The organism is Streptomyces sp. NL15-2K, from assembly GCF_030551255.1.
Classification (GTDB): domain Bacteria; phylum Actinomycetota; class Actinomycetes; order Streptomycetales; family Streptomycetaceae; genus Streptomyces.
On sequence record NZ_CP130630.1, the window covers coordinates 466,673 to 491,022 of the forward strand.

General features: G+C 68.4%; 15 protein-coding genes, 1 other RNA gene and 1 pseudogene. 5 read left to right on the forward strand and 12 right to left on the reverse strand.

Translation table 11 applies throughout. The features are described from left to right. Positions 1 to 8: 8 nt before the first annotated feature. Together Q4V64_RS02005 and Q4V64_RS02010 are read right to left on the reverse strand one after the other, a co-directional pair. Complete coding sequence (locus Q4V64_RS02005; protein WP_124436856.1) at positions 9 to 2,645, reverse strand: family 78 glycoside hydrolase catalytic domain; 2,637 nt, start codon at positions 2,643 to 2,645, stop codon at positions 9 to 11. 74 nt (positions 2,646 to 2,719) lie between these two features. Continuing rightward, on the reverse strand, positions 2,720 to 3,307 hold the full coding sequence (locus Q4V64_RS02010; RefSeq protein ID WP_124436857.1) for a TetR/AcrR family transcriptional regulator: 588 nt from the start codon (positions 3,305 to 3,307) through the stop codon (positions 2,720 to 2,722). A gap of 297 nt (positions 3,308 to 3,604) precedes the next feature. On the opposite strand from Q4V64_RS02010, the gene Q4V64_RS02015 reads away from it, so the two are divergent. The 4 genes from Q4V64_RS02015 to Q4V64_RS02030 all read left to right on the forward strand — a co-directional run bounded on the left by Q4V64_RS02015 (position 3,605) and on the right by Q4V64_RS02030 (position 10,911). Next, the gene (locus Q4V64_RS02015; protein ID WP_303708809.1) at positions 3,605 to 4,780 is read left to right on the forward strand and encodes an MFS transporter; all 1,176 of its coding nucleotides are present in this window, start codon (positions 3,605 to 3,607) and stop codon (positions 4,778 to 4,780) included. Between the two features lie 32 nt (positions 4,781 to 4,812). Then, a complete protein-coding gene (locus tag Q4V64_RS02020) occupies positions 4,813 to 7,278 on the forward strand; it encodes a glycoside hydrolase family 2 TIM barrel-domain containing protein (protein WP_124436858.1) in 2,466 nt (821 codons plus the stop codon). 70 nt (positions 7,279 to 7,348) lie between these two features. After that, on the forward strand, positions 7,349 to 9,670 hold the full coding sequence (locus Q4V64_RS02025) for a glycoside hydrolase family 3 N-terminal domain-containing protein (RefSeq protein ID WP_124436859.1): 2,322 nt from the start codon (positions 7,349 to 7,351) through the stop codon (positions 9,668 to 9,670). Continuing rightward, positions 9,667 to 10,911 (forward strand): family 1 glycosylhydrolase, encoded by a 1,245-nt coding sequence (locus tag Q4V64_RS02030; protein ID WP_253266639.1) that lies wholly within the window; start codon positions 9,667 to 9,669, stop codon positions 10,909 to 10,911. Before Q4V64_RS02025 ends, Q4V64_RS02030 begins: the two co-directional genes overlap by 4 nt. A 116-nt stretch (positions 10,912 to 11,027) precedes the next feature. On the opposite strand, the gene Q4V64_RS02035 is transcribed toward Q4V64_RS02030, so the two are convergent. The 7 genes and pseudogenes from Q4V64_RS02035 to Q4V64_RS02070 all read right to left on the reverse strand — a co-directional run bounded on the left by Q4V64_RS02035 (position 11,028) and on the right by Q4V64_RS02070 (position 18,408). Beyond that, positions 11,028 to 12,044, reverse strand: coding sequence for a transposase (locus Q4V64_RS02035; protein ID WP_172628949.1), 1,017 nt, complete (start codon positions 12,042 to 12,044; stop codon positions 11,028 to 11,030). A 975-nt stretch (positions 12,045 to 13,019) separates the two neighbouring features. Next, positions 13,020 to 13,222: RNase P RNA component class A (rnpB, locus tag Q4V64_RS02040), an RNA gene on the reverse strand. Positions 13,223 to 13,754: 532 nt separating this feature from the next. Further along, the gene (locus Q4V64_RS02045) at positions 13,755 to 14,759 is read right to left on the reverse strand and encodes an MASE1 domain-containing protein (RefSeq protein WP_124436890.1); all 1,005 of its coding nucleotides are present in this window, start codon (positions 14,757 to 14,759) and stop codon (positions 13,755 to 13,757) included. Between the two features lie 59 nt (positions 14,760 to 14,818). Continuing rightward, positions 14,819 to 15,649, reverse strand: a complete 831-nt coding sequence (locus Q4V64_RS02050) for a PP2C family protein-serine/threonine phosphatase (RefSeq protein WP_124436861.1) — start codon at positions 15,647 to 15,649, stop codon at positions 14,819 to 14,821. Between the two features lie 53 nt (positions 15,650 to 15,702). Next, a pseudogene (locus tag Q4V64_RS02060) lies at positions 15,703 to 16,599 on the reverse strand (right-handed parallel beta-helix repeat-containing protein). Positions 16,600 to 16,735: 136 nt separating this feature from the next. Then, entirely contained in the window at positions 16,736 to 17,566 is an 831-nt protein-coding gene (locus tag Q4V64_RS02065; RefSeq protein ID WP_301184456.1) for a chitosanase, read from the reverse strand. Positions 17,567 to 17,748: 182 nt separating this feature from the next. After that, entirely contained in the window at positions 17,749 to 18,408 is a 660-nt protein-coding gene (locus Q4V64_RS02070; protein ID WP_124436863.1) for a YceI family protein, read from the reverse strand. Between the two features lie 315 nt (positions 18,409 to 18,723). Between Q4V64_RS02070 and Q4V64_RS02075 the strand changes: the two genes are divergently transcribed. Next, positions 18,724 to 19,491: a carbonic anhydrase gene (locus tag Q4V64_RS02075; RefSeq protein WP_253266640.1), complete on the forward strand. Its 768-nt coding sequence runs from the start codon at positions 18,724 to 18,726 to the stop codon at positions 19,489 to 19,491. 88 nt (positions 19,492 to 19,579) lie between these two features. Here Q4V64_RS02075 and Q4V64_RS02080 read toward each other — a convergent pair whose 3' ends face one another. From Q4V64_RS02080 to Q4V64_RS02090, 3 genes are all read right to left on the reverse strand, one after another. Continuing rightward, positions 19,580 to 19,735 (reverse strand): hypothetical protein, encoded by a 156-nt coding sequence (locus tag Q4V64_RS02080; RefSeq protein ID WP_172628950.1) that lies wholly within the window; start codon positions 19,733 to 19,735, stop codon positions 19,580 to 19,582. Between the two features lie 414 nt (positions 19,736 to 20,149). Beyond that, the gene (locus Q4V64_RS02085) at positions 20,150 to 21,907 is read right to left on the reverse strand and encodes a DUF5060 domain-containing protein (RefSeq protein ID WP_124436865.1); all 1,758 of its coding nucleotides are present in this window, start codon (positions 21,905 to 21,907) and stop codon (positions 20,150 to 20,152) included. Next, entirely contained in the window at positions 21,907 to 24,330 is a 2,424-nt protein-coding gene (locus Q4V64_RS02090; protein WP_124436866.1) for a glycoside hydrolase family 3 N-terminal domain-containing protein, read from the reverse strand. The genes Q4V64_RS02085 and Q4V64_RS02090 overlap by 1 nt, the downstream gene beginning before the upstream one ends. Positions 24,331 to 24,350: the final 20 nt, after the last annotated feature.

Here is a 24,350-nt window from a genome sequence, read left to right on the forward strand (position 1 = left end):
GGACGGCGTCACAGCTTCCGCCGGTCCGCGAACCGGCCTTCCCCGGCGGTGACCTCCTCGCCGCCGGGGAAGACGACGGTCGCCCTCGACCCGGGCGGCACGTCGAGGGTGATCAGCAGCTCCTCACCCTCGACGTACCACTCGACCGCGATGAGCCCCTGCGGACCGTCGAACGTCCCGCGTGCCCACGTGATCGAGGCGTGGGGCACCGGCGCGACGACGAACGACTCCCACGCCACCGAGCCCTCGGCCTGCCGCAGGCCGAGGGTGTGGGTGTGCAGGAACCGGACGACCGCGCCCTTGCTGTAGTGGTTGAGCGACGCGTGCGCGGTGCCGTCGGCGTCGACGCCGTCCCAGTCTTCCCAGATCGTCGTCGCGCCGCGGTCGAGCATGCCGAGCCACGACGGGTAGGTGCGCTGGAACAGCACCTCGTAGGCGACGCCGGCGTGGCCGTGGTCGGCGAGCACGGGCAGCAGGTCGGCCGTCGACAGGAGGCCGGTGCCCAGGTGCGTGCCCGCTTCCCGGACCAGTTCGACCAGCCGCGCCGCGGACGCCGTGCGCAGGTCGCCGGGCACGAGTCCGAAGTGGAGCGCGCGGACGTAGCTCGCCTGCGTGTCGGCGGCGGTGCGCCCGCTGTCGTCGAGGAATTCGGTGCGCCACGCGTCCTTCACCCGGTCCGCCAGTTCCGTGTAGCGGGCCGCGTCCTCGGTTCGGCCGAGGACTTGCGCGGTCGCGGCCAGCGTGGCCGTCGACCGGGCCAGGTAGGCCGTCCCTACCTCCCCCTTGTCGGCGGTGAACCAGCCGGCCGGGTCGGCCTGCACCGGGTCGATGAGCGAGCCGTCCTCCGCGCGCGCCTTCGGCTCGATCCATTCACCCCAGTGGAATGAGCCGTCCCAGAGGAATTCCTCGTGGGGCAACGGCTCGGCCGACCGCTCCACCCGCGACGGGTGCCGCGAAGTCCGTGCCGTCGCCAGTGCCCATTCGACCCAGCGGACCATGGCGTCCCAGTTCTCGGCCAATGCCTCGCGGTCGCCATACGTCTCGTACAGCAGCCACGGCACGAGCGCGATGGCGTCGCCCCAGCCGGACGAGCCCGTCATCATCGCGAACAGGACGTCGGGGTGCTCCTTGATGCGGTGCCCGTCCGGGGAGAAGTTCGCGACGCGGCCGTCGGGCAGCTGGTCGTCCCGGACCGAGCGCAGCCACTTGCGCGTGAAACCGGCGACGTCGTAGAGCCGCACCGCGGTCGGCGCGAAGACCTGGTAATCGCCCGTCCAGCCCAGCCGCTCCCGGTGCGGGCAGTCGGTCGGCACGTCGACGGCGTTGCCGCGGAAGCTCCAGCCGGCCGCCTCGTGCAGCCGGTTGAGGTCGTCGTCGCCGCAGGCGAAAGTCCCGGTGGGACGCAGGTCCGTGTGCACGACCTGCATGACGATGCCCGCCGGGTCGAGCGGCACGCCACCGCGCTCGAGCCGCGCGTACCGGAAGCCGTGCACGGTGTGCCGCGGCTCGAAGACCTCACCCGGCGCGCCCGAGGAGACCACCTCGTCCCGCTGGACGAACGGGACCGGCGGCTCGCCCGGGCGGGCCGCGTCCAGGTGCGACGTCGTGAGATCGCCCGCAGGGTCGAGGTGCTCGCCGTAGTCGAGCACGGTCCTGGTGCCCGCCGGGCCGAGGTCGGTAAGGGTGACCCAGCCCGAGGCGTTCTGGCCGAAGTCGGCGATCCAGGCGCCGGTGGGCAGCTGCGTGACCGACACGGGCGGCCGACGTTCGACGCGCTGCACCGGCGGGGCGGGCGACCAGCCGATCGGCGGGGCGGTGACCGCGTCGAGGAGCACCGGGCGTTCCGGGCCTCGCGGGGCGAGGAAGTCGGTGGTCTGCCCGGCCATCAGATCGGCGCGGGTGATCCGGCCGGGGCCGCCGGTCCAGTGCTCGTCGGTGCCGGCGACGCGGGTCGAGCCGTCGGCGAAAGCCAGGTGGAGCTCGAGCCGGGCGCCGAGGCGCGGCCCCCAGTCCGCGGGTTCGCGGAAGGCGCCGACCTGGCCGCGGAACCAGCCGTCCGACAGGACGATCTCGATCGTGTTCGCCCCGGGCCGCACCGCCGCGGTGACGTCCGACGCCTGCGCGTAGAGGGTGCGGTCGTAGGAGGTCGAGCCGGGCGTGAGTTCGGCGGTTCCGGCGCGCTCGCCGTTGACGAACGCCTCGTAGACGCCCAGCGCCGTCGCGTAGAGGCGGGCGCGGGTCACCCCCGCGGGTACGGTGAACGAGCCGCGCAGGATCTGCGCGGGCCGGGCTCCGGGCTCAGTGTCCCCGGCTTCGGCCGGAGAAATCCACCAGGCGGTCCAGTCCTCGTCGAACAGCCCGGCCTCGAAGGCGTGCCACTCGCTCCACGGCAACGTGCCCGTCCGGACCCGCCAGCGCGCCTGTTCGCCGCTGCGCAGCGGCCGAACCGGCCACGCGACCCACCGGTGCTCCCGGGTGCGGGCGACTTCCCGCACGCCGTCGCCGATCACGATTTCCACGTCGTAGCCGGCGCCCGGGGGCACCTCCGCGGGCGGCTTCCACGACAGCCGCGGCCGCGGCCCGGACACCGGGAACCGGTCGCCACCGAAGTCGATCGACAACGCATAAGGCACTGAGCTGACCATGAAAGCGGTGCTCCGAGGATCGAGGTGTGCAGGGCGCGTCGCACTGCGACGTCGTGTCGTTCGTCAGGTGATGCTCAACTGATGGTGAAGAAGCGCTCGGCGAAGGCATCCCACACTTCGAGCATGTCCACCGTGGGATCAGCGACCCAAAGCGCCTCCAATCCCGTCCAGAAGGAGTACAGCTCCCGCGCGGCGAGCATCGGCTTCGGTTTCCAGGACAGCGCCCGCGCGAAACCGTCGAGCGCCCGCTGCTCCCTCTCCAGGAAGTAGCCGTGCGCGGGGTGGCCGACATCCAGAGCCTCAGCCCGGAGCACGACGTAGAGCCGGACCAACTCACGCTGCTGCTGGTTGTGCTCCACCGAGCTCCGGAACACCTCGTTCACCGCGGCAGGGTCGGCGAAATCCTCAACCTCGTGTCGCACGGGGTAGGACAGTTCGTCCCGGTAAGCGAGGACAGCCGCGAGGAGATCGGCCATGGACGGGAAATGGTGCAGCACCGACGGCTTCCGAATGCCGCACGCGTCCGCGATGTCCGCCAGGGACACCGCGTTGAAGCCGGCAGCAGAGATCAGCCGCGTTGCCTCCAGGACGATCTGACGGCGCCGCACTTCGGGCGCCAGCCGTCGCTGGGCGCGGGGAGCGCTGTCAGTTGCTGCATTCATCGATCTCCTCGGGCGGCTTGACGACGGTATCCACGCATCCTAATCTACCACCCGGTAGGCGCAACCTATCGATCGGTAGATTAGTCGAACAAGGGAGTTCGCATGACCGAGCGTGAGTCCGCGGCCACATCCGGCCACCGGAAGGTCGACACAGTTCCCACGCTCGTCAGCGAGGAGGGCGGCGAGGCGGCGATGATTGCGGAGCAGCTCACACATCAGACAACCCCGGGCGAGGACCGTCCCCGGGTGAGCGCTGTCTACGTCTGGCTGGTCGTACTGGCGACGTTCGGCTCCATAGTGGCGCTCGTCGGACCGATCGGATACTCGCTCTCCGTTCTGCTCGAGCGCATTGCGCCCGAGAACAAGGAGTTCCTCGGCTACGTCACCGGAGTGGGGGCGCTCGTCGTCGTGCTCGCCGGTCCGCTCGTCGGCATTCTCAGCGACCGCACGCGCAGCCGGCTCGGACGTCGACGTCCCTGGCTCATCGGCCTCACCATGGTCGGCCTTGCCGGACTGCTGATCGTTTCCGTCTCCCCGAACGTCTGGATCGCGCTCCTCGGCTGGGGAGTCACGCAACTCGGCTTCGGAATCGCCGGGCTGCAGGTGACGAGCTCGATGGGCGATCGCCTTCCGGAGTCCCAGCGCGGCAAGGTGGCCGGCTTGACCGGGGTGGCGACGATGGTGGCCTCTATCGCGGGTGTCGGCCTGGCCAGCGCGTTCGCGACCTCGAACCTCCTGATCTTCCTTTTTCCGGGTCTGGTCGGAGCGACCTTCATCCTCCTGTTCGCTGTCTTCGTCAAAGAGCCCGACCTCCGGAACGCGGCTGCGCCCGAGAAGGTGACGATGGGTTCGCTGCTCTCCGGTTACGGCTACAACGTGAAGAAGTACAAGGACTTCTCCTGGAACTGGCTCGGACGGTTCCTGTTCAATTTCGGCGTCACACTCTCCAGCACCTTCACGACGTTCTTCTTCGCCGCCAAGCTCGGCCGTCCCGTCAGTCAGATCGGAGGAATTGTCGCGATTGCCGGCCTGCTCGGCATCGTGTTCACCGTGGGAGGCGCGGCGCTCAGCGGATTCCTCTCCGACCGGCTCAAGCGGCGCAAGCCCTTCATCCTTCTCGCTGGAGTCCTCTTCGCGGTGGGCGCGGTCATCGCTTGGCTCGCTCCGGATCTGCCGGTGCTGCTGATCGGGCTGTGCGTCCTGCAGATCGGCCTCGGCATCTTCTCCGCCGTCGACCAGGCCCTCTACCTGGACGTGCTCCCCGAGCAGGACACCCAGGCGGGGCGCTTCGTCGCCATCACCCAGTTCTCGACATCCATTCCACAGGTCGCCGCACCCCTGCTCGCACCCGCTTTCCTCCTCCTCGGAGCCGGCTCCGAGGAGGACAACTACGGCCTCCTGTACCTGATCTCCGCAGGCTTCGCCCTCATCGGGGGATTGGTGATCCTTCTGCGCGTCAAGAGCGTCCGCTGAGTAGTGGCCACCGCGGCAAATCGAGGAGCAGCATGACAAGAACTTCCTTCAACCGCGGCTGGCGCGTCCGCCCCAAGGTGAGCCCGTTCGCTCAGCTTCAGGCCGGCGCCGGGGACGCGACATCCGTAACCCTGCCGCACGACGCCGTCGCCGCCCTTCCCCGGAACGCCGACGCGCCTTCCGGAGGACGGACCGGCTACTTTCCCGGTGGCACGTTCGAGTACCTCAAGGACTTCGAGGTTCCCGAGCAGTGGCGTGGCAAGCGGGTCACGCTGGAGTTCCAGGGCGTCTACCGCGACGCCATGGTCTATGTGAACGGCACCTTCGCGGCTCAGCGACCCTCCGGCTACTCACCGTTCGACGTGCCCCTCGACCCGTTCCTGCGCTACGGGGAATCGAACACCATCCGTGTCGATGCCCGAACCCACGACGACTCCCGGTGGTACAGCGGCGCGGGCATCTACCGGGATGTGACCCTGCGCGTCACCGACCTCGCCCACCTCGGTGAGGTCCGGATCGCGACGCCTGACATCGACGCCGATCGGGCCGTCGTGGAGGTGGCGACAAGGGTGGTGAACGAGAGCGTCGAAACCCGGACGCTTCGAGTTCGCACCGAAATCCGCTGTCCTGACGGCGAGGTGGTCACGCGCGACTCCGCACCCATCACCCTGCGCGCGGGCGGGTCCGGGGTGGTCCGCCAGCGGCTGTACGTACCGAATCCGGCCCTGTGGAGCGTGGACAGCCCGGCCCTCCACACGGCCCGCACCGTGCTTGAGAACTCGTATGAGCTCCTCGAGGAGGAGACCACGCCTTTCGGGATCCGTCGCCTTCAGCTCGATCCGAGCACCGGCCTGCGCATCAACGGCGAATCGGTCAAGCTCCGCGGCGCATGCATTCATCACGACAACGGGCCTCTCGGCGCTGCCACCATCGCGCGCGCCGAGGAGCGTCGGGTCGAGCTTCTGAAGCAGGCCGGTTTCAACGCCCTGCGCAGTTCCCACAACCCGCTGAGCCCCGCAATGCTCGACGCCTGCGATCGCCTCGGCATGCTCGTGATGGACGAGACCTTCGACATGTGGGCGGAAGGAAAATCGTCGTTCGACTACTCACTGTCGTTCCCGGAATGGTGGGAGCGGGATGTCGAATCTCTGGTACGAAAGGATTTCAACCATCCCAGCGTGATCTTCTACTCGATCGGCAACGAGATCTTCGAAACCGGCGACGCGCTCGGTTCCGAATGGGGACGCGCACTCGCCGAGAAGATCCGCACCCTCGATCCGACACGCTTCGTGACGAACGGCATCAACCCGTTCGTCTCGGTGCTCAGCGAGGTGAAAGAGATGCGCGCCCGCTCCGCCGAAGTGCAGCCCGACGGGGAGGGCGGCGTGAACGCCATGATGAACGCAGGCGATTTCATGGCGAGAGTCAGCGCCTCGCCGATGGTCAGCGAAAAGACGGAAGCCTCCTTCTCGGTTCTCGACGTGGCCGGCCTGAACTACGGGGACGGACGCTACGAGTCCGATCGCGAGCAGTTCCCCCACCGGATCATCGTCGGCACCGAAACCTTCCCGCCGCGGATCGCGCACAACTGGCGCCTCGTGCTGGACAACGCCCACGTGCTGGGTGACTTCACCTGGACCGGCTGGGACTACCTCGGCGAAGCCGGCGTCGGCCGGCTCCAGTACGCGGATGTGAGCCCGGTCTTCGAGGCGCCCTACCCGTGGATCTCCGCGCGGGTGGGCGACCTGGACATCACCGGCCTGCGCAGGCCCATCTCCTACTACCGGGAGATCGTGTTCGGCCTCCGAACCCAGCCCTACCTCGCCGTTCAACGCCCCGAGGTATACGGGCGTGAGGGCTTCGGCATGTGGGCGTGGAGCGATTCCATCGCCAGCTGGAGCTGGGACGTGCCGATCGGCACCCCGATCGCCGTGGAGGTGTACACCGCCGCTGACGAAGTCGAGTTGCTGCTCAACGGCCGCTCTCTGGGGCGGGCGACGCCAGGAGAGTCCAAGCCCTTCCTGGCCGAGTTCGATCTCGCCTACGAGCCCGGGGAACTGGTGGCCGTCGGTTACCGCGACGGCGTAGAACAGGGACGCACGTCGCTCCGCTCGGCCACCGGCCCGACTCGGCTCGTCGCCGTCGCCGACCGGACAGAACTGCACGCGGACGACTCCGACCTCAGCTTCATCACCATCGAACTCCGCGACGAGCAGGGCAACCCGGCGAGCGCACACGATCAGCTGGTGCACGTGACGGTCGAGGGCGCGGCCGTCCTGCAGGCCCTCGGCAGTGCCCGCCCGGACTCGGAGGAACGTTTCGACGCAGCGCAGTGCACCACGTTCGACGGCCGGGCTCTGGCGATCGTCCGGCCGAGAGGTGCCGGGGAGGTCACGGTGACCGTCACTGCGGAAGGCCTAGAACCGGTCGTCGTCGAGCTGGAGTCGCGGGAACCCGACGACGAGCCCGTCACCGCCGCGCTCCTGGCCCTGCGATGAAGACCACCCGGCGTACCCCTTCCACCACCATCCTCAGCGGGGCGAACCCCGCTGAACCCGAAGGAGACCGATGACCGACGTGGCCGCGGAAAGCGTCACCGATCCGGCCGCCGTCCGGGCGGGCGACCTCCCGTACCAGAACCCGGCCCTGCCCCTGGAACAGCGCGTCGACGACCTGCTCTCCCGACTCACACTCGAGGAGAAGGCAGGCCAGCTCACCCAGTTCTTCTACCTGGACATGGAGGAACTGCCCGAGGACTTCGACCTGGAGACGCTCCGGCCTGAGCAACGGGCGTATGTCGGACAGCCCAAGATGGTCGAAGCCGCGATCGCCGCCGGCACCACGGGCTCTGTGCTGTTCGTCAAAGACCCCGCGAAGACGAACCGCCTGCAGCGCCTCGCCGTCGAGACCACCCGCCTCGGCATCCCTCTGCTGTTCGGCTTCGACGTGATCCACGGCCTGCGGACCATCTTCCCGGTGCCGATCGCACTCGCCGCGACCTGGTCGCCTGCCACGATCGAAACCGCACAAGCCGTGGCCGCCCGCGAAGCCCGTGCCGTCGGTATCGCCTGGACGTTCGCGCCGACGGTCGATATCGCCCGCGACCCACGGTGGGGGCGGATCATCGAGGGACCGGGTGAGGACCCCGTGCTCGGTGCCGCCGTCGCGGCGGCCCAGGTCCAAGGTTTCCAGGGGAACCTGGACGCCGAGCACGTGCTCGCGGGCCCCAAGCACTTCGCCGGGTACGGAGCCGCTCGCGGCGGCCGCGACTACGACGACGCGGAAGTGTCGGATTCCGAGCTGTGGAACGTGTACCTGCCGCCCTTCCAAGCGGCGATCGAAGCCGGGGCCGGCACTGTGATGAGCGCCTACATGGACCTCAACGGCGTGCCGGCGTCCGCGAATCGCCGCCTGCTCTCCGACATGCTCCGCGACGAGCTCGGCTTCGAGGGATTCGTGGTCTCGGACGCCAACGCCGTCCGATCCCTGGAGACCCAGCACTTCGCGGAAGACCTCACGGATGCAGCGGTGCGAGCTGTCTCGGCCGGGCTCGACATGGAGATGTGCATGTTCGACCCCGCCTTCTCGCGACTCCCGCAGGCAGTCACCGACGGTGTGATCGGTGAAGAGGTTATCGACGACGCAGTGCGGCGGGTCCTGACGGCCAAGTTCCGGCTCGGTCTCTTCGAGAACCCCTACGTGCTCGAGGATGCCGCGGCCTCCGTCCTGGGTGCCCTCGAACACCGTGAACTCGCCCGCACCACCGCAGAGCGCTCGATCATCCTGTTGAAGAACGAGCCCGCCGTGCTTCCGCTTCGCGCCGACGCTCTGAAAACGGTCGCCGTGATCGGGGAACTGGCCGACAGCAAGCGAGACACCCTCGGCCCGTGGGTGTTCGAGCACGACACCGACGAGACCGTAACCGTTCTGGAAGGCCTGCGGAACCGTCTCGGTGACCGCGTCCAGGTGACGCACGCGCCGGGAGCGGGCAGCCCGAGCCGGCGCTTCCCCTCCATGTTCGATCGGATGGACCCCACAGTGGTGGAGACCTCCCTGGACAACGACGACGACGAGATCACCCGTGCGGTGGAGCTGGCGGCCTCCGCCGACGTGGCGATCGTGGTCGTCGGGCAACGACAGAACCAGATCGGCGAGAACGCCTCGACCGCCACCCTGGACCTGCCGGGGCGGCAGCTGGAGCAGCTCCAGCGGATCAGCCGGACCGGCACTCCCGTCGTGCTGGTCGTCATGTCGGGCCGCCCCCTTGATCTGCGCTGGGCGGACGCCCACGTGCCCGCCATCGTGCAAGCCTGGTACCCGGGGACACGCGGCGGTGAAGCGGTGGCATCCGTCCTGCTGGGCGAGGTCTCGCCCGCCGGGCGCCTCCCTTTCAGCTGGCCGCGCCACGTCGGACAGGTGCCCATCATCTACTCGCACAACCGGACTTTCCAGCCCGAGAACCAGGGTGCGCGCTACTTCGAAGAGGAAAGCGTGCCGCTCTACCCCTTCGGTCACGGACTCTCCTACGCCGATTTCGAGTACTCGAACCTGAGACTGGACCGGCCCGAGATCCAGGTCGGAGAAACCGTCACCGTGTCCGTCGACGTTCACAACCGCTCCGGCGTCGACGCCGACGAGGTCGTGCAGCTCTACACGCATCAGCGTTACGGCACGGCCTCCCGTCCCATCCGGGAGCTCAAGGGGTTCCAGCGGGTCCCCCTCGCGGCCGGCGAGATCCGCACGGTCACCTTCGGTCTCGGCCCGGACATGCTGCGCTACTGGGCCGCGGCCACGGGCCGGTTCGTCCAGGACGCCACGACCATCGACATCTACGTCGGCGGAAGCTCCACCGCCGAGCTGACGACCACGCTTGAGGTGGCGAAACGATGAACGAGAACACGATGAGTGCCTTTCCCGCCAGGTTCCTCTGGGGCGCTTCCACCGCACCTCACCAGATTGAGGGCAACAACATCAACAGCGACTGGTGGGCCCGCGAGAGCCTGATGCCCGGGATGGAACCGAGCGGCGATGCGCTGGACAGCTACCACCGCTATCGGGAGGACATGGAACTGCTGGCGGACGCCGGCTGCACCGCGTACCGATTCGGCATCGAGTGGGCCCGCATCGAGCCGCGGCCGGGGCAGATCTCGCGCGCCGAGCTGGCCCACTACCGGCGCATGATCGACACAGCACTCGAACTCGGACTCGAGCCGGTGATCACCCTGCAACACTTCACGTCGCCACGCTGGTTCGCGGAGGAAGGCGGCTGGCTGGGAGAAAACGCAGTCGCCCGGTTCGCATCATTCGTGACCAGTGCCACCCAGATCCTCGATGGCGTGCAGTGGGTAGCCACCATGAACGAACCCAACATGCAGGCGATGATGGTGATGCTGCAGGAAGCCATGCGCTCCGGGCAGCTCGCCGAATGGCAGAGTCCCACCGTCGACGGCGAGGCGCAGCGGGAACGGATCGCCGCGAATCTGCCGGTGCCCGAACCGAGATTCGGACACCGCATGGTCGAACTCCACCACGCCGTCCGCGACATCGTGCGCGAACGGACAGGAGCCAAGGTGGGATGGACGATCGCCAACGGCGCGCTCACCGCAACACCGGGCAACGAAGAGAAATTCGCTGAAGTGCGATACGCGTACGAAGACCTCTACCTCGAAGGATCACGCGGCGACGACTGGATCGGGGTCCAGTCCTATTCCAGCCAGCAGGTGGACGCGAACGGACTCGTCCCCCACCCTGAGCGCCCCGACAACACGCAGACCGGGGCGGCGTACCGACCGGACGCTCTCGGCATGGCCGTCCGCCACGCGTGGGAGGTGGCCGGCCTACCCATCCTCGTCACCGAGAACGGGATCGCAACAAGCGACGACGACCGCAGAATCGCCTACACGACCGACGCGCTGCGGGGACTGTCCGCGGCGATCGCGGACGGTGCAGACGTCCGTGGCTACCTGCACTGGAGCCTGCTCGACAACTACGAGTGGGGCCACTGGGAACCGACGTTCGGGCTGGCCGCCGTCGACAGGGAGACCTTCGAGCGCAAAGCGAAGCCGAGCCTGGCATGGCTCGGTAGCGTCGCCCGCACGAACGGCGCGGCTGTCACCGAATCCCTTTCCTGACCCGAGCGCCTCCAAAGACCATGTCGTGCCTGACTACCGCAGCTTCGCGCGAGGGGACGTTCTCTGCCGTGCGGCCTACCTCGGGACGCGTCCTTGCCGCATCCGGTAGTTCGCGCCTACTTGGTGAAGCCAAGGCCGCCACGGCGCAACGATGTCGTAGTCATCTCGACACTTCGCCCGGAGCCCTGGCGCTGGTCGTGTCGCCGACTCACCTTGTCGACCAGGAGCTTCTGATCGATGTCGTGCAGGGCCAGCAGTCGCACCCAGGCGTCGAGATCGGCGGCGATGTTCGCAGCGAGCATCCAGCCGCGGTTGACCTCCCACGATTGCGAGGGCAGGTTGTCCAGCCCCATCGCTTTGTTGGTGCGTACCCGGTCTTCCACACCGGCGTGGGAGCGGTGCAGCACGTCCAGGAACTGGGCGTGGCCCGAGCCGGTGATTCCCCACATGTGACAGATGTTGGTCGCGGTGATGCAGTAGCGCCAGCCGGTCTGCTTCTCGAACGCGGTCAGCTTCTTCAGGTGCCGCCGGGCCGGACGCACCGGGCGCACGATCAGCCGCATGCCCTCGGGCCAGCCTTGGCGGGTGTTCAGGCCGGTCAACTCGGCGACGAAGTAGCCCTCCTGGAGGGTGCCGTCCTGGTGTACGGAGGTCTCCCAAGCGGTCTCGGGCAGCCGGGCGATGGCTTTCTCGTCGTCTTCGGTGATCTTCCAGCCGACGGTGTAACGGACCGTGCGCCGGGTGGTGTTCAACGCTTCCAGGTGTTCGAGTAGCCCGTGGGTGGCTCCCGCCCCGTCCACCCCCACCAGGATCTTTGCGGTCGACGACCCGGGGATCTGGGCGAGGGCGTGGGTGAGACCGTGATGTGGTCGGCCACCGTGTTCGCTCCAGAGTTCCCCGGTCGCAGGAGCATGGCCAGGGACTCGGTGGTGTTGGTCGCACCACGCGGCCAGCGGATGAAACCCGAACGTCTTCTTGAAGGTGACCGCCGCCCCCGTCTTCTTCGAGGCCGAGGTGATGATGGTGGCGTCGAGGTCGATGACGATCCAGCCGGTCAGCCGCTTGCCGGCCACCGTCAGCCAGGGGAAGCCGCCCGGCCGCAGATGCAGCAGGCCCCACACGTGCCGGCGCACCCTCGCCCGCACCTTGACGATCTTCGCCAGGGGGGCCTCGTCGAGCGCGGCAAGAGTGCGGCGGGCGGTCGAGTCCGATGCCTCGGGCCCGAACAGCGGCCGATGGTGTAGCTGAAACTGCTTGGCCTCCGACGGGTTCGCCGGCCCCGAGCACGATCGCGACCGCCAGGTGCACCAGCACCCCTGCCCGGTCCCGCCAGCCGGCCACGGTGCTGGACGGCAGCACCTTCGCCAGCGCCCCCGTCAGCCCCGTCCGGTCCGCGCATCGGCGCAGCAGCACCGCCCCGGCATGACCGATCAGCCTCTTCGCGTCAGCCACGACCGACAGCCGACGGTCCCACCCCTCGACCACCAGAAAGGTGCCTTGCTCCCGCAGCGGATATGACCTAGTACTCCAGCAGCGTTTCGCTGGAGTACTAGTGCCCTCGAACAGGGCGCCTCGCCGTGCCGCCTACCGACTCACGAAGACGTCAGCGTGAGAACTCGTCTTGTCACCATGCGCGAGGGGTTCAGCAGCCGTCGAGGCCGTCCCCGGCGAAAGCGGGACCAGCCGCGCCCGCCCCTCAACCGCCACCGTGGCGCAAATACGCAGGTCAGCGCCGTGTGCACGACCAGCCATGTTTTATGGCTCCTGCCGGGGGCGCCACTGACTTCCTGTCAGACTGGCGACATTTCCGCAGGTCAGACTGCGTCTTTCTGCTCTTACGCGTGAATCGGACTCTTCCTCTCCGTCGAGGGCCGAGTCCGGCTGACACCGGCTGAAACCAGGTCTCTACGGCTGTTTGTCCCGCATGTGTCCCGGGACTCCCCGGCTGCCGTGCCCCTTCGGAGAGGGGCATGCCGGACACTGCGAAAGCGGCCGGGGCCGACTCTCGTGGGCCCCGACCGCCTTGCGCTGCCTCCGGGACATACCGGGGTCTTGATCTGCTTCAGGTAGATCGCCGGCCGGCTGGTCTGTTTCCCCTTTTGACCTTGCTCCAGGTGGGGTTTACCGAGCTGCCCAGGTCACCCTGGGCACTGGTGGTCTTTTACACCACCGTTTCACCCTTACCCAGCGCCTGAACGCTGGGCGGTCTGTTTTCTGTGGCACTGTCCCGCAGGTCACCCCGGGTGGCCGTCAGCCACCACCCTGCCTTGTGGAGTCCGGATGTTCCTCGGCAGGACCAGGAGTCCTGACGCGGCCGTCCACTCGGCTCGTCTGCCGTACTGACCGTGGGAGCCGACCAGGCAGGGCGCCCTGAGCTCCCCGCCAGGTCGGCGTTCGCCATGGCCAACGGGCTCAGCACACCACCAAGGTTGTGCCTCGACCGTGGCCACCTGCCGATCCCAGTGGGCGGTGGCCTGCTGGGCCTAGGCCGCAGCGACCTCCTTCCTCATCTGGTCACGACGGGCACCATCGATGCCGCCAAAGGCGGATCGCATGTGCCGCAGCATTCGCAATCGGTCGCCCTGTCGCCACCCACCGCATCGAGCGGCTCCAGCTCAGACGGCCAACCGGCATACGCGACCTGGTCGTTGTCACGAGAATCCCCTGGTCACGCCCTTTCGCCGAGCAACGACGCTGCCGATGCCTGCGATCCGAGACTGGCACGGGCACATTCGACCCCAATTCGACCCCGGGGCAGGTTCTCCGACCTAAGAACACGCTTTGACCTGCGCAAATACCTTCGGGGAACAATACTCGGCCGCTACGCCGGGTTTCGGAGCCGCTCACCGCCCGCCCTTCTCGGGGCCCGGGCCGTCGTCGTCCTTCGGTGGTCGGGTGTGGGGGGCGTCTCCGGCGGTGAGGTGTTCCAGGACCTCGACCAAGTCCTGGCACGCCTGTTCCACCGAGCGTCTGGTGTTGCGCTGCTCGGTGATGACGGCGGACAGGAGCAGGGCAGTGAGGGCCATGGAACCGTTGAAGGCCTGAAGCTTGATCATCACTTCGACATGGGTCAGGCCTTCGAACGGGCCGGCCTCGTCCGTCGCCGCGATCGTGGCCGTCGTGGAGGCGAGGAGGGCACACAGGATGCTGCCCGCCAGCTGGAAGCGCAGCGCGGCCCAGATCAGCAGCGGGTAGACGAGGAACATCAGGCTGAGTGGGCTGTACGTGGCCAGCGGAACGAGTCCGCAGGCGATGAGAGCCAGCCCCGATGCCTCCTTCCATCGGGTGAGAGGTGGAGGCCGTCGTGCCGTGTGGAGCAGCAGCAGAAAGGGGGTGACGATCAGGACGCCCATCGCATCGCCCACCCACCAGGCCAGCCAGATGGGCCAGAAGGCGTGCCCGGCTAGCTTGTCCGTGAGGACGAGGAGGCCGACCCCGGTAGTCGCGCTGACGAGCATGCTGGTCAGGGCCCCCAGGAACACCAGTGCGACGCCGTCCCGCAGCCGGCTGAGGTCCGTACGGAAGCCCACCCTGCGCAGCAGAAGATACGCGCAGACCGGAGCCGCGGTGTTGCCCGCCATGGTGCCGATCACAGCGGGCCGAAGTGAGGTGATGGACATGACCACCAGGAGGACGCCGAGGGCGATGCCGGGCAGGCAACGGATCCCGAAGATCAACAGGCAGGCCACCGCAAGCCCCGTGGGCGGCCAAATGGGTGTGACCACGGCGCCCTGGACCACGAGCTGCCGCATGAGGCCCAGCCGTCCCGCCGCGAAATAGCAGGCGGCGACTGCCAGCGTCTGAAGGGCGTAGACGGCCGGTCGACGCAGATCCTCAATACCCACCACAGCAGCCATCAGATACCGCCGCCGCCGGGTCGGCGAGGCGAAAGGCGTGGGGTGTCGCCCTACCGCCGTACGCCGGGTCCGTCGTGGCCGACGACCAGGACGGCCGCGTCGTCCTCGTGCCCCACGCGCTCGGCGCCCTTGATCACGGCGGCGGCGAGCGAGTCCGCGTCCATGCCCGCCACGGCGGCGACTCCCGCGAGCCTCACCACCTCGTCGAGCCCCTCGTCGGCGCTCAGGGAAGGCCCCTCCACCACGCCGTCCGTCACGAGGACGAACACTCCGCCGGTGTCGAGCCGGTACCGAGTGACCGGGTAGTCCTGACCCTTCTGGACACCCAGCGGCGGTCCCCCTTCGTCCTCGGCGACGCCGGACTTCCCGTCCGCCGTGGCCCAGACGCACGGGATGTGTCCGGCACGCGCGCTTTCCAGCACTCCGGCAGACGGGTCGAGCCTCATGAAGGTGCAGGTCGCGAACAGGTCGGTGCCGAGGGACAGGAGCAGGTCGTTCGTTCTGCAGAGGAGCTCGCCCGGCTCGCTCGTCACGGAGGCGAGCGCGCGCAGTCCGACCCGGACCTGCCCCATGAAGGCGGCGGCCTCGATGTTGTGGCCCTGCACGTCGCCGATGGACAGCCCGATGCGGCCGTCGGGCATGGTGAAGGCGTCGTACCAGTCGCCCCCCACGTTGAGTCCTTGAAAGGCGGGTGCGTACTGGACGGCCAAGTGGAACCCGGGGGCGACCGGCATGTCCGAGGGAAGCATGCCGCGCTGCAGGGCGACGGCGAGCTCGACCAGGGAACGCTGCAGCTCCGCCCGCTCACGCGCCTGAGCGGTCAGCGCCCCGAGTCTGGTCAGCAGTTCGTCACCGTCGTCTGGGGGGCGCTTGCGGGACATGGAACACTCCGTGAGATTTGTGTCCCTTTGAGTATAAGAAGCAATTTGATCCTTCAGGGTGATGACGGCGTCACCGTGATGTTCGTCAGACCCTTGCCGCCCGTCACCGTGTTGCTGCTGTAGACCGTGGTCCGGCAGCCGGAACTGTGGTTCGTCACGTTGACGGCCAGCCGGGTCGGGCCGCTCGCGCCGGTGAGGGTCGACCTGTTCCCCTTGAACACCGTGCCGCAGCCCCAGCCGGACTGCTGGGTGTAGATCTACGCACCGGTGAGACCGCGGCCGTCGAAGGTGTTGCCGACGATCCGCGCGCCGGTCGTCCCCTCCTTGATGTCGATGCTCTCCCCGCCGACGTCGGGCCCGATGGTGTTGTCCAGGATGCGGATGTTGTCGCTCCTGCCGGAGAGCGTGTTGGCGGTCCCCACGTACACGCCCTCCCCCATCCCTCGGCCGTCGTTCCCGGTGTCGTGGATGCGCGAGTTCTTGATCACGCCGTCCGTGCTGGAGTTGCGGAAGTGGACGCCCTCCATGTCTAGGCCGTGAACCGTCACACCGTCCACCACGACCCCCTTCGCCGAGTCGATCATGATCCCTTTCTGACCGCCGGTCACGGTCAGTCCGCTGACGGTCCAGTATGACCCGCCGTTCAGGTGCAGGCCGTAGCCGCCACCGGCGGTGAGCACGGCCTTCGGCGAACCGGTGAGCGGGATGCGGGCACCGGAGATGGCCGCCCTCGTCGTCTTGAAGTTGCCGGCGTACGTGCCGTCCGCGAGCCGGATCGTGTCGCCGGGCACCGCCACGGCGAGGGCGGACTTGAGCTGGGCGGCGGTGGAGACCTCCATCCCCGAGGCGCGGGCCGTCGCGGATGCCGGGGGCGAGATGAGGGCCAGGGCGCCGGTGGCAGTGGTCATGGCGAGGAGGTGGGAGAGCAACGTGCGGCTGGGCGTGCGCATGGGGACTCCTGTGGTCGATACGGCCGTATTCGGAATGGCCGTATGAGGTGCACGCAGTGCGGGGGTTGCCCACGGGGCCGGGCCGACGGGGTACGCGCCGGGACCGGCACGCCCGTCGGCCGCGGGTTCGTCCGGGTCAGCCGATGTGGTAGCTGTCGCCGTAGACCTTCCAGTGCAACGGCGGGTTCAGGTTCAGGTTGCCGTTGCGGAGGAAGACCCGCTGCGCGGTGTCGACCCGGCTGGTGTCGCTGTGGGCCTCCTCCTGCTTCATGGCCCACACCCGCGCGTCGAGGAAGGCGTGCAGGTACGTCACCTCGTCGCCGCCCTGCGCCGGCGGCTGGGCCTTGCGCAGGGCCCGCTTGCGGATGTTGCGGAAGCCGGCCGGGTCGTTCCCGTCGCCGTGCATGACGATGGCGTCGTAGTACGCGAACTGGCCGAGTACGCCGAGCCCGTCCGCCTTCCCCTGCCGGACGGCCGGGTCGAAGTAGACACGGTCGCGTTCGTCGTTCTGGGCCCGCTGGAAGACCGTGTCCTGGGCGGCCCTGCGCCAGTCCGCCGGGAAGGCCGGGTCGAGGCCGTCGTGCGAGTCGGTGCCGTTGACCCGGCGCAGCGCGGGCAGGTACTTGGCGAGGACGTTGCCGGGCTTGCGGTCCGTGTAGAGCTCGACGAGGTCGAGCATGTCGCCGGTGCCGGAGCAGAAGCCGATGATGCCTGCGGTGTAGCCGCGGCCGTCGCCGATGTCTTCGATGTACTTGTACTGGGCCTTCCAGTCGAGGGAGGAGTTCTCGGCGCTCGCGACCAGCTTCATGGCGATCTCCTTCTTCGCCGGGTCGTCGAGGCCGGGTGCGGCGGCGGGGGCGGCCGTCGCCTGCGGAGATGCGAGCAGCGGGGCCGCGGTCAACGCGCCGAGCAAGGCGAGGACGGTGCGGCGAGAGGGGGGCTTCAGGGCTGCCGTTCGTGCGGGCATGCGCATCGCGGGCACTCCAAAGGGCGGTGGGGGGTGAGTCAGGTTGGTCTGTACCTGACATCGATAGGAAAGTTTCCTACCAGATACCACCGAGGGCGGTAACCCGGCGAGCGGCAAGTTCGTAGGATCGACCAAGCCGCCGCCGGATCAACAACTGAAGCGGTTTGTCGCGATGCCCCCGGTCAGCCGGCAGGCAGAGCGCGGATGGCGGCGATGTCGAGTTGGAGACGCACCTTCTCACTCACCATCGCACCGCCTTCGGCCAGCTTGCTGTTGTACGTCAGGCCCCATTCGGTGCGGTTGATGGTGGTGGTGCCGTCAAAGCCGACCCGTTCATAGCCGAATGGATCCGTGACGTGCCCAATGTAAGTGAGCTCCAGTACGACGGGACGTGTGGTGGCTTTGATGGTGAGGTCACCGGTCATGCGGTACACGTCGGAGCTCGCGAGTTCCACGGCGGTACTGGCGAACCGCATGCGCGGGTAGGACACGGCATCCAGAAAGTCACGACCGACCAAGTGGGCGTCCCGTTGTTCCACACCGGTGTCGACACTGGCGGTGGACAGCACGATCTCGGCCCGCGAGCGAGCCGGGTTGCGCCCGTCGAAGTAGAGGCGGCTTTCATATTCCGCGAAGGAACCGCGCACTGTCGTCACCATGGCGTGCCGGACGGAGAAACCGATCCGGCTGTGTGCGGGATCGACCAACCATTCTCCGGTCAGTGCCTCCAGGGCCGGATCCGGCAGCACGACGGAGGAGGAAGCCGACGGGCCGGGCGTGGGTTTAGGGGGCACCGGCGGAGCTTGATGGCGGGAGAAGGCGCTACGGCCGAATAGATTCATAGTTCACTTAATCAGTGCACGAAAGATATGACTGCCAGCCCCATTGTGGGCCGACGCATCCCCGGGTCCATACCCGATGCCCTATATGCCGCCACCGAGAAGAGGATTTCCACAAGGTCCACACACGTCCGCCTCGGACCCGCCAACCGGCAAGCACCGCATGGCCGTTGGAGAGGCGCCTTTCCGCGGGAAAGGTCAAGGAAGGCACTGGAGAACACCAACGGCATCCCCGTATTCGTTCACGGATTCTCCATGCCCGGCCATGATTCAGTAACCTGCGGGACCGGACAGGGCCCCGCACATACGTTCCTCGCCGTGAACTCTGAAGTCACCCCATATAGAGCCGTCGGCCACGAGCCGACCGCACCCGCCCGGCGTACACTGCTGCGCGCCGGGCTGACCGGGGCCACGGCCCTGGGTACCGGGGCCGCCCTCGGTGCGACGCCCGCCGTCGCCGCCTCCCCCGGCACGCCGTCCCCACGCGCCGGACGGAGGCGGCCCACCACGCCCGCGGAAGTCCTGCGGGAACTGTCGGCAGGCAACCTTCGCTGGCGCACGTACCGTGAGACGCACCCGGACGAAACACCCACGGTTCGGGAGAGCCTGACGTCGGGTCAGCATCCTTTCGCCGTCATCCTCGGGTGCGTCGACTCACGTGTGCCGCCCGAGCTCGTCTTCGATCAGGGCCTCGGCGACCTGCTCACCGTGCGCACCGCCGGCGAGGTACTGGACGAGGCCGTCCTCGGCAGCGTCGCGTACGGCGTGCTCGAACTCGGCATCCCGCTGGTCATGGTGCTCGGGCACCAGTCGTGCGGTGCGGTGCGCGCCGCCGTCGAGGCGGAGGTGTCCGGCGAGCGGCTGCCCGCCCACATCCAGTATCTGGCCGACCAGATAGGTCCGGCCATCGACCACACGAAGGAGGGCGACGCGCGCGTCGACGCGACGATCGACGCCAACATACGCGCCGTCCGCTCACGGCTCGCCGCGGAGCCCGACCTGGCCGCGAAGGTGGCCGCCGGCCGGCTGGCCGTCGTCGGTGCCCGCTACGAGCTGATCAGCCAGCGCGTCCACCGCATCGCCTGACGGCGCGATCGGCGCGCGGGCCCGACGGGTCCGCGCGCCCCAGCGGTGAGGGCGCCTGATCAGGCAGTCCGCCGTGCAGGGTGCGCGACTAGGAGTTGAAGTAGGCGAAGTGGGGTGTCCTGCGCCACTCCGTAGGCATGCTCCAGTCCGGTGCGGCCCGGCGGTGCCGCTGTTCGGCGGTGACCACGTGCATGCCGGTAAGCGAGGCGAAGACTGCTGCGGGCAGGACCTGCCCGAGGTTCATCAGCGCGGTGGTGCGGCCGGCATTCACTTGGCTTCCGGCTTGGTTGAGGCTTCTCACGATGGAGGCGGGGCACTGTGCTGACCCGGCTGCTGCCCCGGGAAGAGCCAACGAGATGTGGACCCAGGGCACACTGCCAGGTGGCTGTGTCGATGGCTTCGGGAGTCGTTCGATTGTGACCGCCAGTCGACATGCACTCGCTGCGGACATGCCGACTGAGGGCAGATCAACCTGCCGACGGTTGCCCGGGCTGTGCCAAGCCCGACTGGTAGGCAATGACTACCAGCAGCGCGATGTCGGCGGCGTTGTCGTGCACGGACGCGGCGAACACCACCACCGCATCTGGTTCGTGCCGTCGTCGCCCCATTTGGATCCGCGGCCGGTCCTGGTGGCCTCGGCACACTTCCCGGAGTGATGTCACTCCTTCTTTCCCTCCACAGCCGTCAGGCGGACCGCGATGTACGGTCGCCCCGGCAGCGTGAGGGTGAACTCGCCCTCATAGGTGTTGGGCAGCTCGGTGACCGTCATGTTCCAGGTGTCGATGATCTCGGCGCGGTAGCTGGTTCCCGGTCGGAGTGTGAACGAGCGCGCACCGGGCTGCGCCGCGCCGAAGTAGGTGAGGTGGTAGCGGTTTTCGACCCCACCGGCCGGGAAGTCGAACTCCGAGGGCAGCGGGTCGATGCCGGCGGCGTCCTGAGGGGTCTGCTCCAGGATCGTGCGCAGGAACTCCAGGCGGGGCGTGCTGTCACCCTTGAGCGTGCCGCCCTTCGCCCACCACAGGACGTCGCCGTCGGCCAGGTAGCACTCCCCGTGGGTGACGTATCCGCCGCGCACCACACCGTCCCAGCAGCGGCGGACCATCTCCTGGGGTGTGAGGTTGCCCCAGCCCCAGTCGATGTTCCCTTCGTAGCCCATCTCGTCGAGGGTGACGGGCTTGCCCCACTGCTCGCGCCAGACACGGGTGTCCTCGGGGCCGCGCTGGATGCTGGAGTGGGTGACCCAGTCGGCACCGTTGTCGTAGAGCTCCACCCAGTTGTGCACGCTCATGAGGTGATCGTGGGGATCCCGCTCGCGGATCACGGCAGCGGAGCGGGGCCAGTGGGCCGCGTCCTTGGAGAACATGCAGTCGTATTCATTGGCGAGCGACCACCAGACGTTGGCGTGGGCGGAGAGCCGGGCGACCACGTAGCGCAGATACCGGTCGTCGGCGGTCGGACCCATGTCCGAGAAGCCCCAGCGGTCGTAGGGGTGGAACAGGATGAGGTCGGCCTCGATGCCCAGATCGCCGAGCTGCTCGATGCGCTGCTCGAGGTGGCGGAAGTAGGCGGGGTCGGGTCGCTGGAAGTCCCAGCCGGTCTCCGGCGAGCCCTCGAAGGGATAGCGGGGCGGCTCGTTCGTGCTGTAGACGAACGATTTGGGCAGGACGCACATCCTGATCTTGTTGAACGGGGTGTCCGCCAGGGTCTGCAGGGTCTGCTTCTCCAGGTCGTCACCCTGGTTCGTCCAGGCGTAGGCGGTGGTCCCCAGCGGGAGGATCCGGGTGCCGTCGGCGTGGCGGAAGTGGAAGCGGTCGTTCACTCGGACCGGGCCGTGGTCGTCAGGACCCGCCGGAGCACAGGGGAATCCGCCCGTGATCCCATCCAGCGAGCGGGCATTGCTCGACGTGCGGAAGGACCAGTCGCCTTCCTCGTCCGGCATGAACCGGATCCGGTACACCCCGTCACCGTCGTAGAAGCCGTACGCGGTCAGGGTCCGCTCCCCGTGCCGGAAAACGGCCCGCAGCTCGACCTCGGTGAACGGGTTTCCGTGTGCCGGGCCGTGCAGTTCCAGTTCGAACGTCCGCCACCGCCGGACCGTGCTGCGCCGGACGAGTCGGGCGCTGCCGGTCGGCACGTCGGCGGACTCGTAGTCGGCGGACGGCACCACCTCCGGCTCGGCGGGCGGCTCCTCGACCACCGTCTCCTCCACCGTTGCCAGCTCGGCGTAGAAGGCCTCACGGGCGACAGGGTCGACCCGGAGGGGCTGCACCATGGCGGTCACCAGCTCCAGGCGTCCCCGCAGGAGCGTCGCCCGCATCGGTTCGTTCTCGACGCCGGGCATGTACGTGCGGACCACGGACTCGGCCTGCGGGTTGCGGAGTACGTCGGCAAGGACGGATCGGGGACCGTAGGGCATCAAATCTCCTTCATCGGGGTTGTGCGTACCGATGTCCCGGACGACGCCTCGGACAGGAAGGCACGTTCGGCGCTCGAGAGCACACGGGGCTCGCCGACCAGATCGAAGGAGCCCTCGACGCGGCGGTCGTCGGAGTCGAGGCCGAGGAAGAAGTCGATGCGAGCGGGTTCGACCGCGAAGTTCCGGGCGGCGTCGGTGTGGCCGAGTTGAGCGGCGGAGAGGCGAAAGGTAACGCGCAGGGATTCGCCCGGCGCCGCCTCGACGCGGAAGAAGCCGGCCAACTGCTGTGCGGGCCGGGTGACGCCCTTGGCGTTGACCCGGACGTAGAGCTGGACGACGGTGGCGCCCGTCACCGGGCCGGAGTTGGTGACGGTGAGAGCGATCCGGGCTGCTGCGTCGGTGTCGACCTGTGCATCGTGTGAGAGGCCGTGGAGGGTGAAGTCGGTGTAGCTCAGGCCGTGCGCGAAGGGGTAGAGCGGCGTGGCCTCCAGGTCCAGGTAGTGTCGGCCGACGCTCGGCGGTAGTGGATTGCGGTAGCCGGAGCCGGCCTTCTGGTGGTGGTGGACGGGGATCTGACCGGAATGGCGGGGAATGCTGTAGGGCAGCTTGCCGCTGGGGTTGATCGCGCCGAAGAGAACTTCGGCAATCGCCTTCGGCCCGAACGGCCCGCCGTAGGACGCCATGACGATCGCCGGAGCACTCCGGACCACCTCGGGCAGCGCGTAGGCGCGTCCCTGTACGAGTACGACGACGATCGGCTTGCCGGTGGCCGCCACGGCCTCGGCGAGCCGGGTCTGCGCAGCCGGCAGTGAGATGTCCGCCGTGTCGCTGGCCTCCCCTTCGGTGCGCTCGCCGGTGAACCACAGGCTCGCACCGCCGAGGGCGAGTACCACGACCTCCGACTCCCGGGCGATCTCCACCGCGCGTGCGACGGCGTCCTCGCCCAGCGACCGTGTCAGCCTGGTGCCCTGTTCGGTCCGTACCTGCCCGGCGTAGTCGGTGATCTCCGCCGCGATCGAGCGGGCACCGAACCGCTCGTGGACCAGCTCCTCCGGCTCGACCGGCGCCAGGAGCCCCTTGTACCAGGGAGTGGTGACGTCGTCCGAGCCGAGCATGTTGCCGAGTTCCCCGCTCAGCACGGCGTCCGTCGCCTCCCGCCACGACGCGTAGGTGTAGGTCGCGAACTGGAGCTTCGCGGCGTCGGCGTGCGGTCCGATCACCGCGACGTTCAGTCCCTTGGCGAGTGGGAGGATCCCGTCGTTCTTCGCCAGCACCACCGAACGCCGGGCCAGCTCCCGCGACAGCTCGGTACCCTCGGCCGCCACCGCGGCCACGTCGATGTGCTGCGCCGGATACGGGTTCTCGAAGAGCCCGAGTTCGAACTTGGCCCGCAGGACCCGCCAGACGCTGGTGTCGACGTCGGCGATGTCCGCGTTGCCCCGCCTGACCTCCTCGGCGAGCACCTGGCCGTAGCCGTACGGCTTGGGCATCTCGACGTCGAGGCCGGCGGCGATCGCGAGGCATGCCGCCTCTCCGGCGGTGTCCGCCACCCGCTGACGGCCGACCAGCTGGTCCAGGGTCGTGTAGTCCGAGGAGACGAAGCCGTCGAAGCCGAGGACCCCGCGCAGCAGGTCGGTGAGCACCTCCCGGGAGGCGCCCACGGGGATGCCGTCCACGTCCGCGTAGGAGTTCATCACCGAGCGCAGACCGGCGAGCCGGATCGCGGCCTCGAAGGGGTAGGCGAAGAGGTCCCGGGTCTGCCGCATGCCGCCCTCGTACGCCGACGTGTTGACCCCGCCGACGGGCAGGGCGTAGCCGAGGAAGTGCTTGCCCGTCGCGAGGACGCCCCGGCTCAGGTCGTCGCCCTGCAGGCCGCGGGTGAATGCGACGCTGAGTGCGGCACAGAGGTAGGGGTCCTCACCGTAGGTCTCGTGCACCCGGCCCCACCGCGGGTCGAGTGCAACGTCCATGACGGGGGACAGTGCGTGCCGCACGCCGGTGCGGATCATCTGTCGGCGGATCAGTTCCGTCATCTGCTGGACCAGCTCCGGGCTCCAGGCAGCCGCCAGGCCGGTGCCGGTGGGGAAGGACATGTGTCCGCCGGCGAGGAAGCCGCTGAGCGCCTCTTGGTGGAAGAGGACGGGGATGCCGAGCCGGGTGCGTTCCACGGCCTGCCGCTGGATGCTTTCCACCAGGTGCGCCAGTTTCGCCGGGGTGTCGGTGATCAGCTGGGCGACGTGCCCCGGCGGGTGGCTGAGCCAGTCTTCGGCTTCGTCGGAGTCCGAACCGTCGGCACGGACCAGGGTCCAGGGCATGACGGAGACCAGCTGATGGCATTTCTCCTCGACCGTCAGCTCCCGCAGCAGCAGCGTGGCCCGCTCGTCGGCGGGCAGACGGGCGTCGCGGAAGTCGTCGCTGGTCATGGGGTGTCGTTCCTTCGGTC

What these genes read in the sequence shown, in the direction of transcription:
- Q4V64_RS02005 (WP_124436856.1), bottom strand. Translation starts at nt 2,645, where the DNA reads ATGGTCAGCTCAGTGCCTTATGCGTTGTCGATCGACTTCGGTGGCGAC.
- Q4V64_RS02010 (WP_124436857.1), bottom strand. Translation starts at nt 3,307, where the DNA reads ATGAATGCAGCAACTGACAGCGCTCCCCGCGCCCAGCGACGGCTGGCG.
- Q4V64_RS02020 (WP_124436858.1), top strand. Translation starts at nt 4,813, where the DNA reads ATGACAAGAACTTCCTTCAACCGCGGCTGGCGCGTCCGCCCCAAGGTG.
- Q4V64_RS02025 (WP_124436859.1), top strand. Translation starts at nt 7,349, where the DNA reads ATGACCGACGTGGCCGCGGAAAGCGTCACCGATCCGGCCGCCGTCCGG.
- Q4V64_RS02030 (WP_253266639.1), top strand. Translation starts at nt 9,667, where the DNA reads ATGAACGAGAACACGATGAGTGCCTTTCCCGCCAGGTTCCTCTGGGGC.
- Q4V64_RS02050 (WP_124436861.1), bottom strand. Translation starts at nt 15,649, where the DNA reads ATGTCCCGCAAGCGCCCCCCAGACGACGGTGACGAACTGCTGACCAGA.
- Q4V64_RS02065 (WP_301184456.1), bottom strand. Translation starts at nt 17,566, where the DNA reads ATGCCCGCACGAACGGCAGCCCTGAAGCCCCCCTCTCGCCGCACCGTC.
- Q4V64_RS02070 (WP_124436863.1), bottom strand. Translation starts at nt 18,408, where the DNA reads ATGAATCTATTCGGCCGTAGCGCCTTCTCCCGCCATCAAGCTCCGCCG.
- Q4V64_RS02080 (WP_172628950.1), bottom strand. Translation starts at nt 19,735, where the DNA reads ATGAACCTCGGGCAGGTCCTGCCCGCAGCAGTCTTCGCCTCGCTTACC.
- Q4V64_RS02085 (WP_124436865.1), bottom strand. Translation starts at nt 21,907, where the DNA reads ATGCCCTACGGTCCCCGATCCGTCCTTGCCGACGTACTCCGCAACCCG.
- Q4V64_RS02090 (WP_124436866.1), bottom strand. Translation starts at nt 24,330, where the DNA reads ATGACCAGCGACGACTTCCGCGACGCCCGTCTGCCCGCCGACGAGCGG.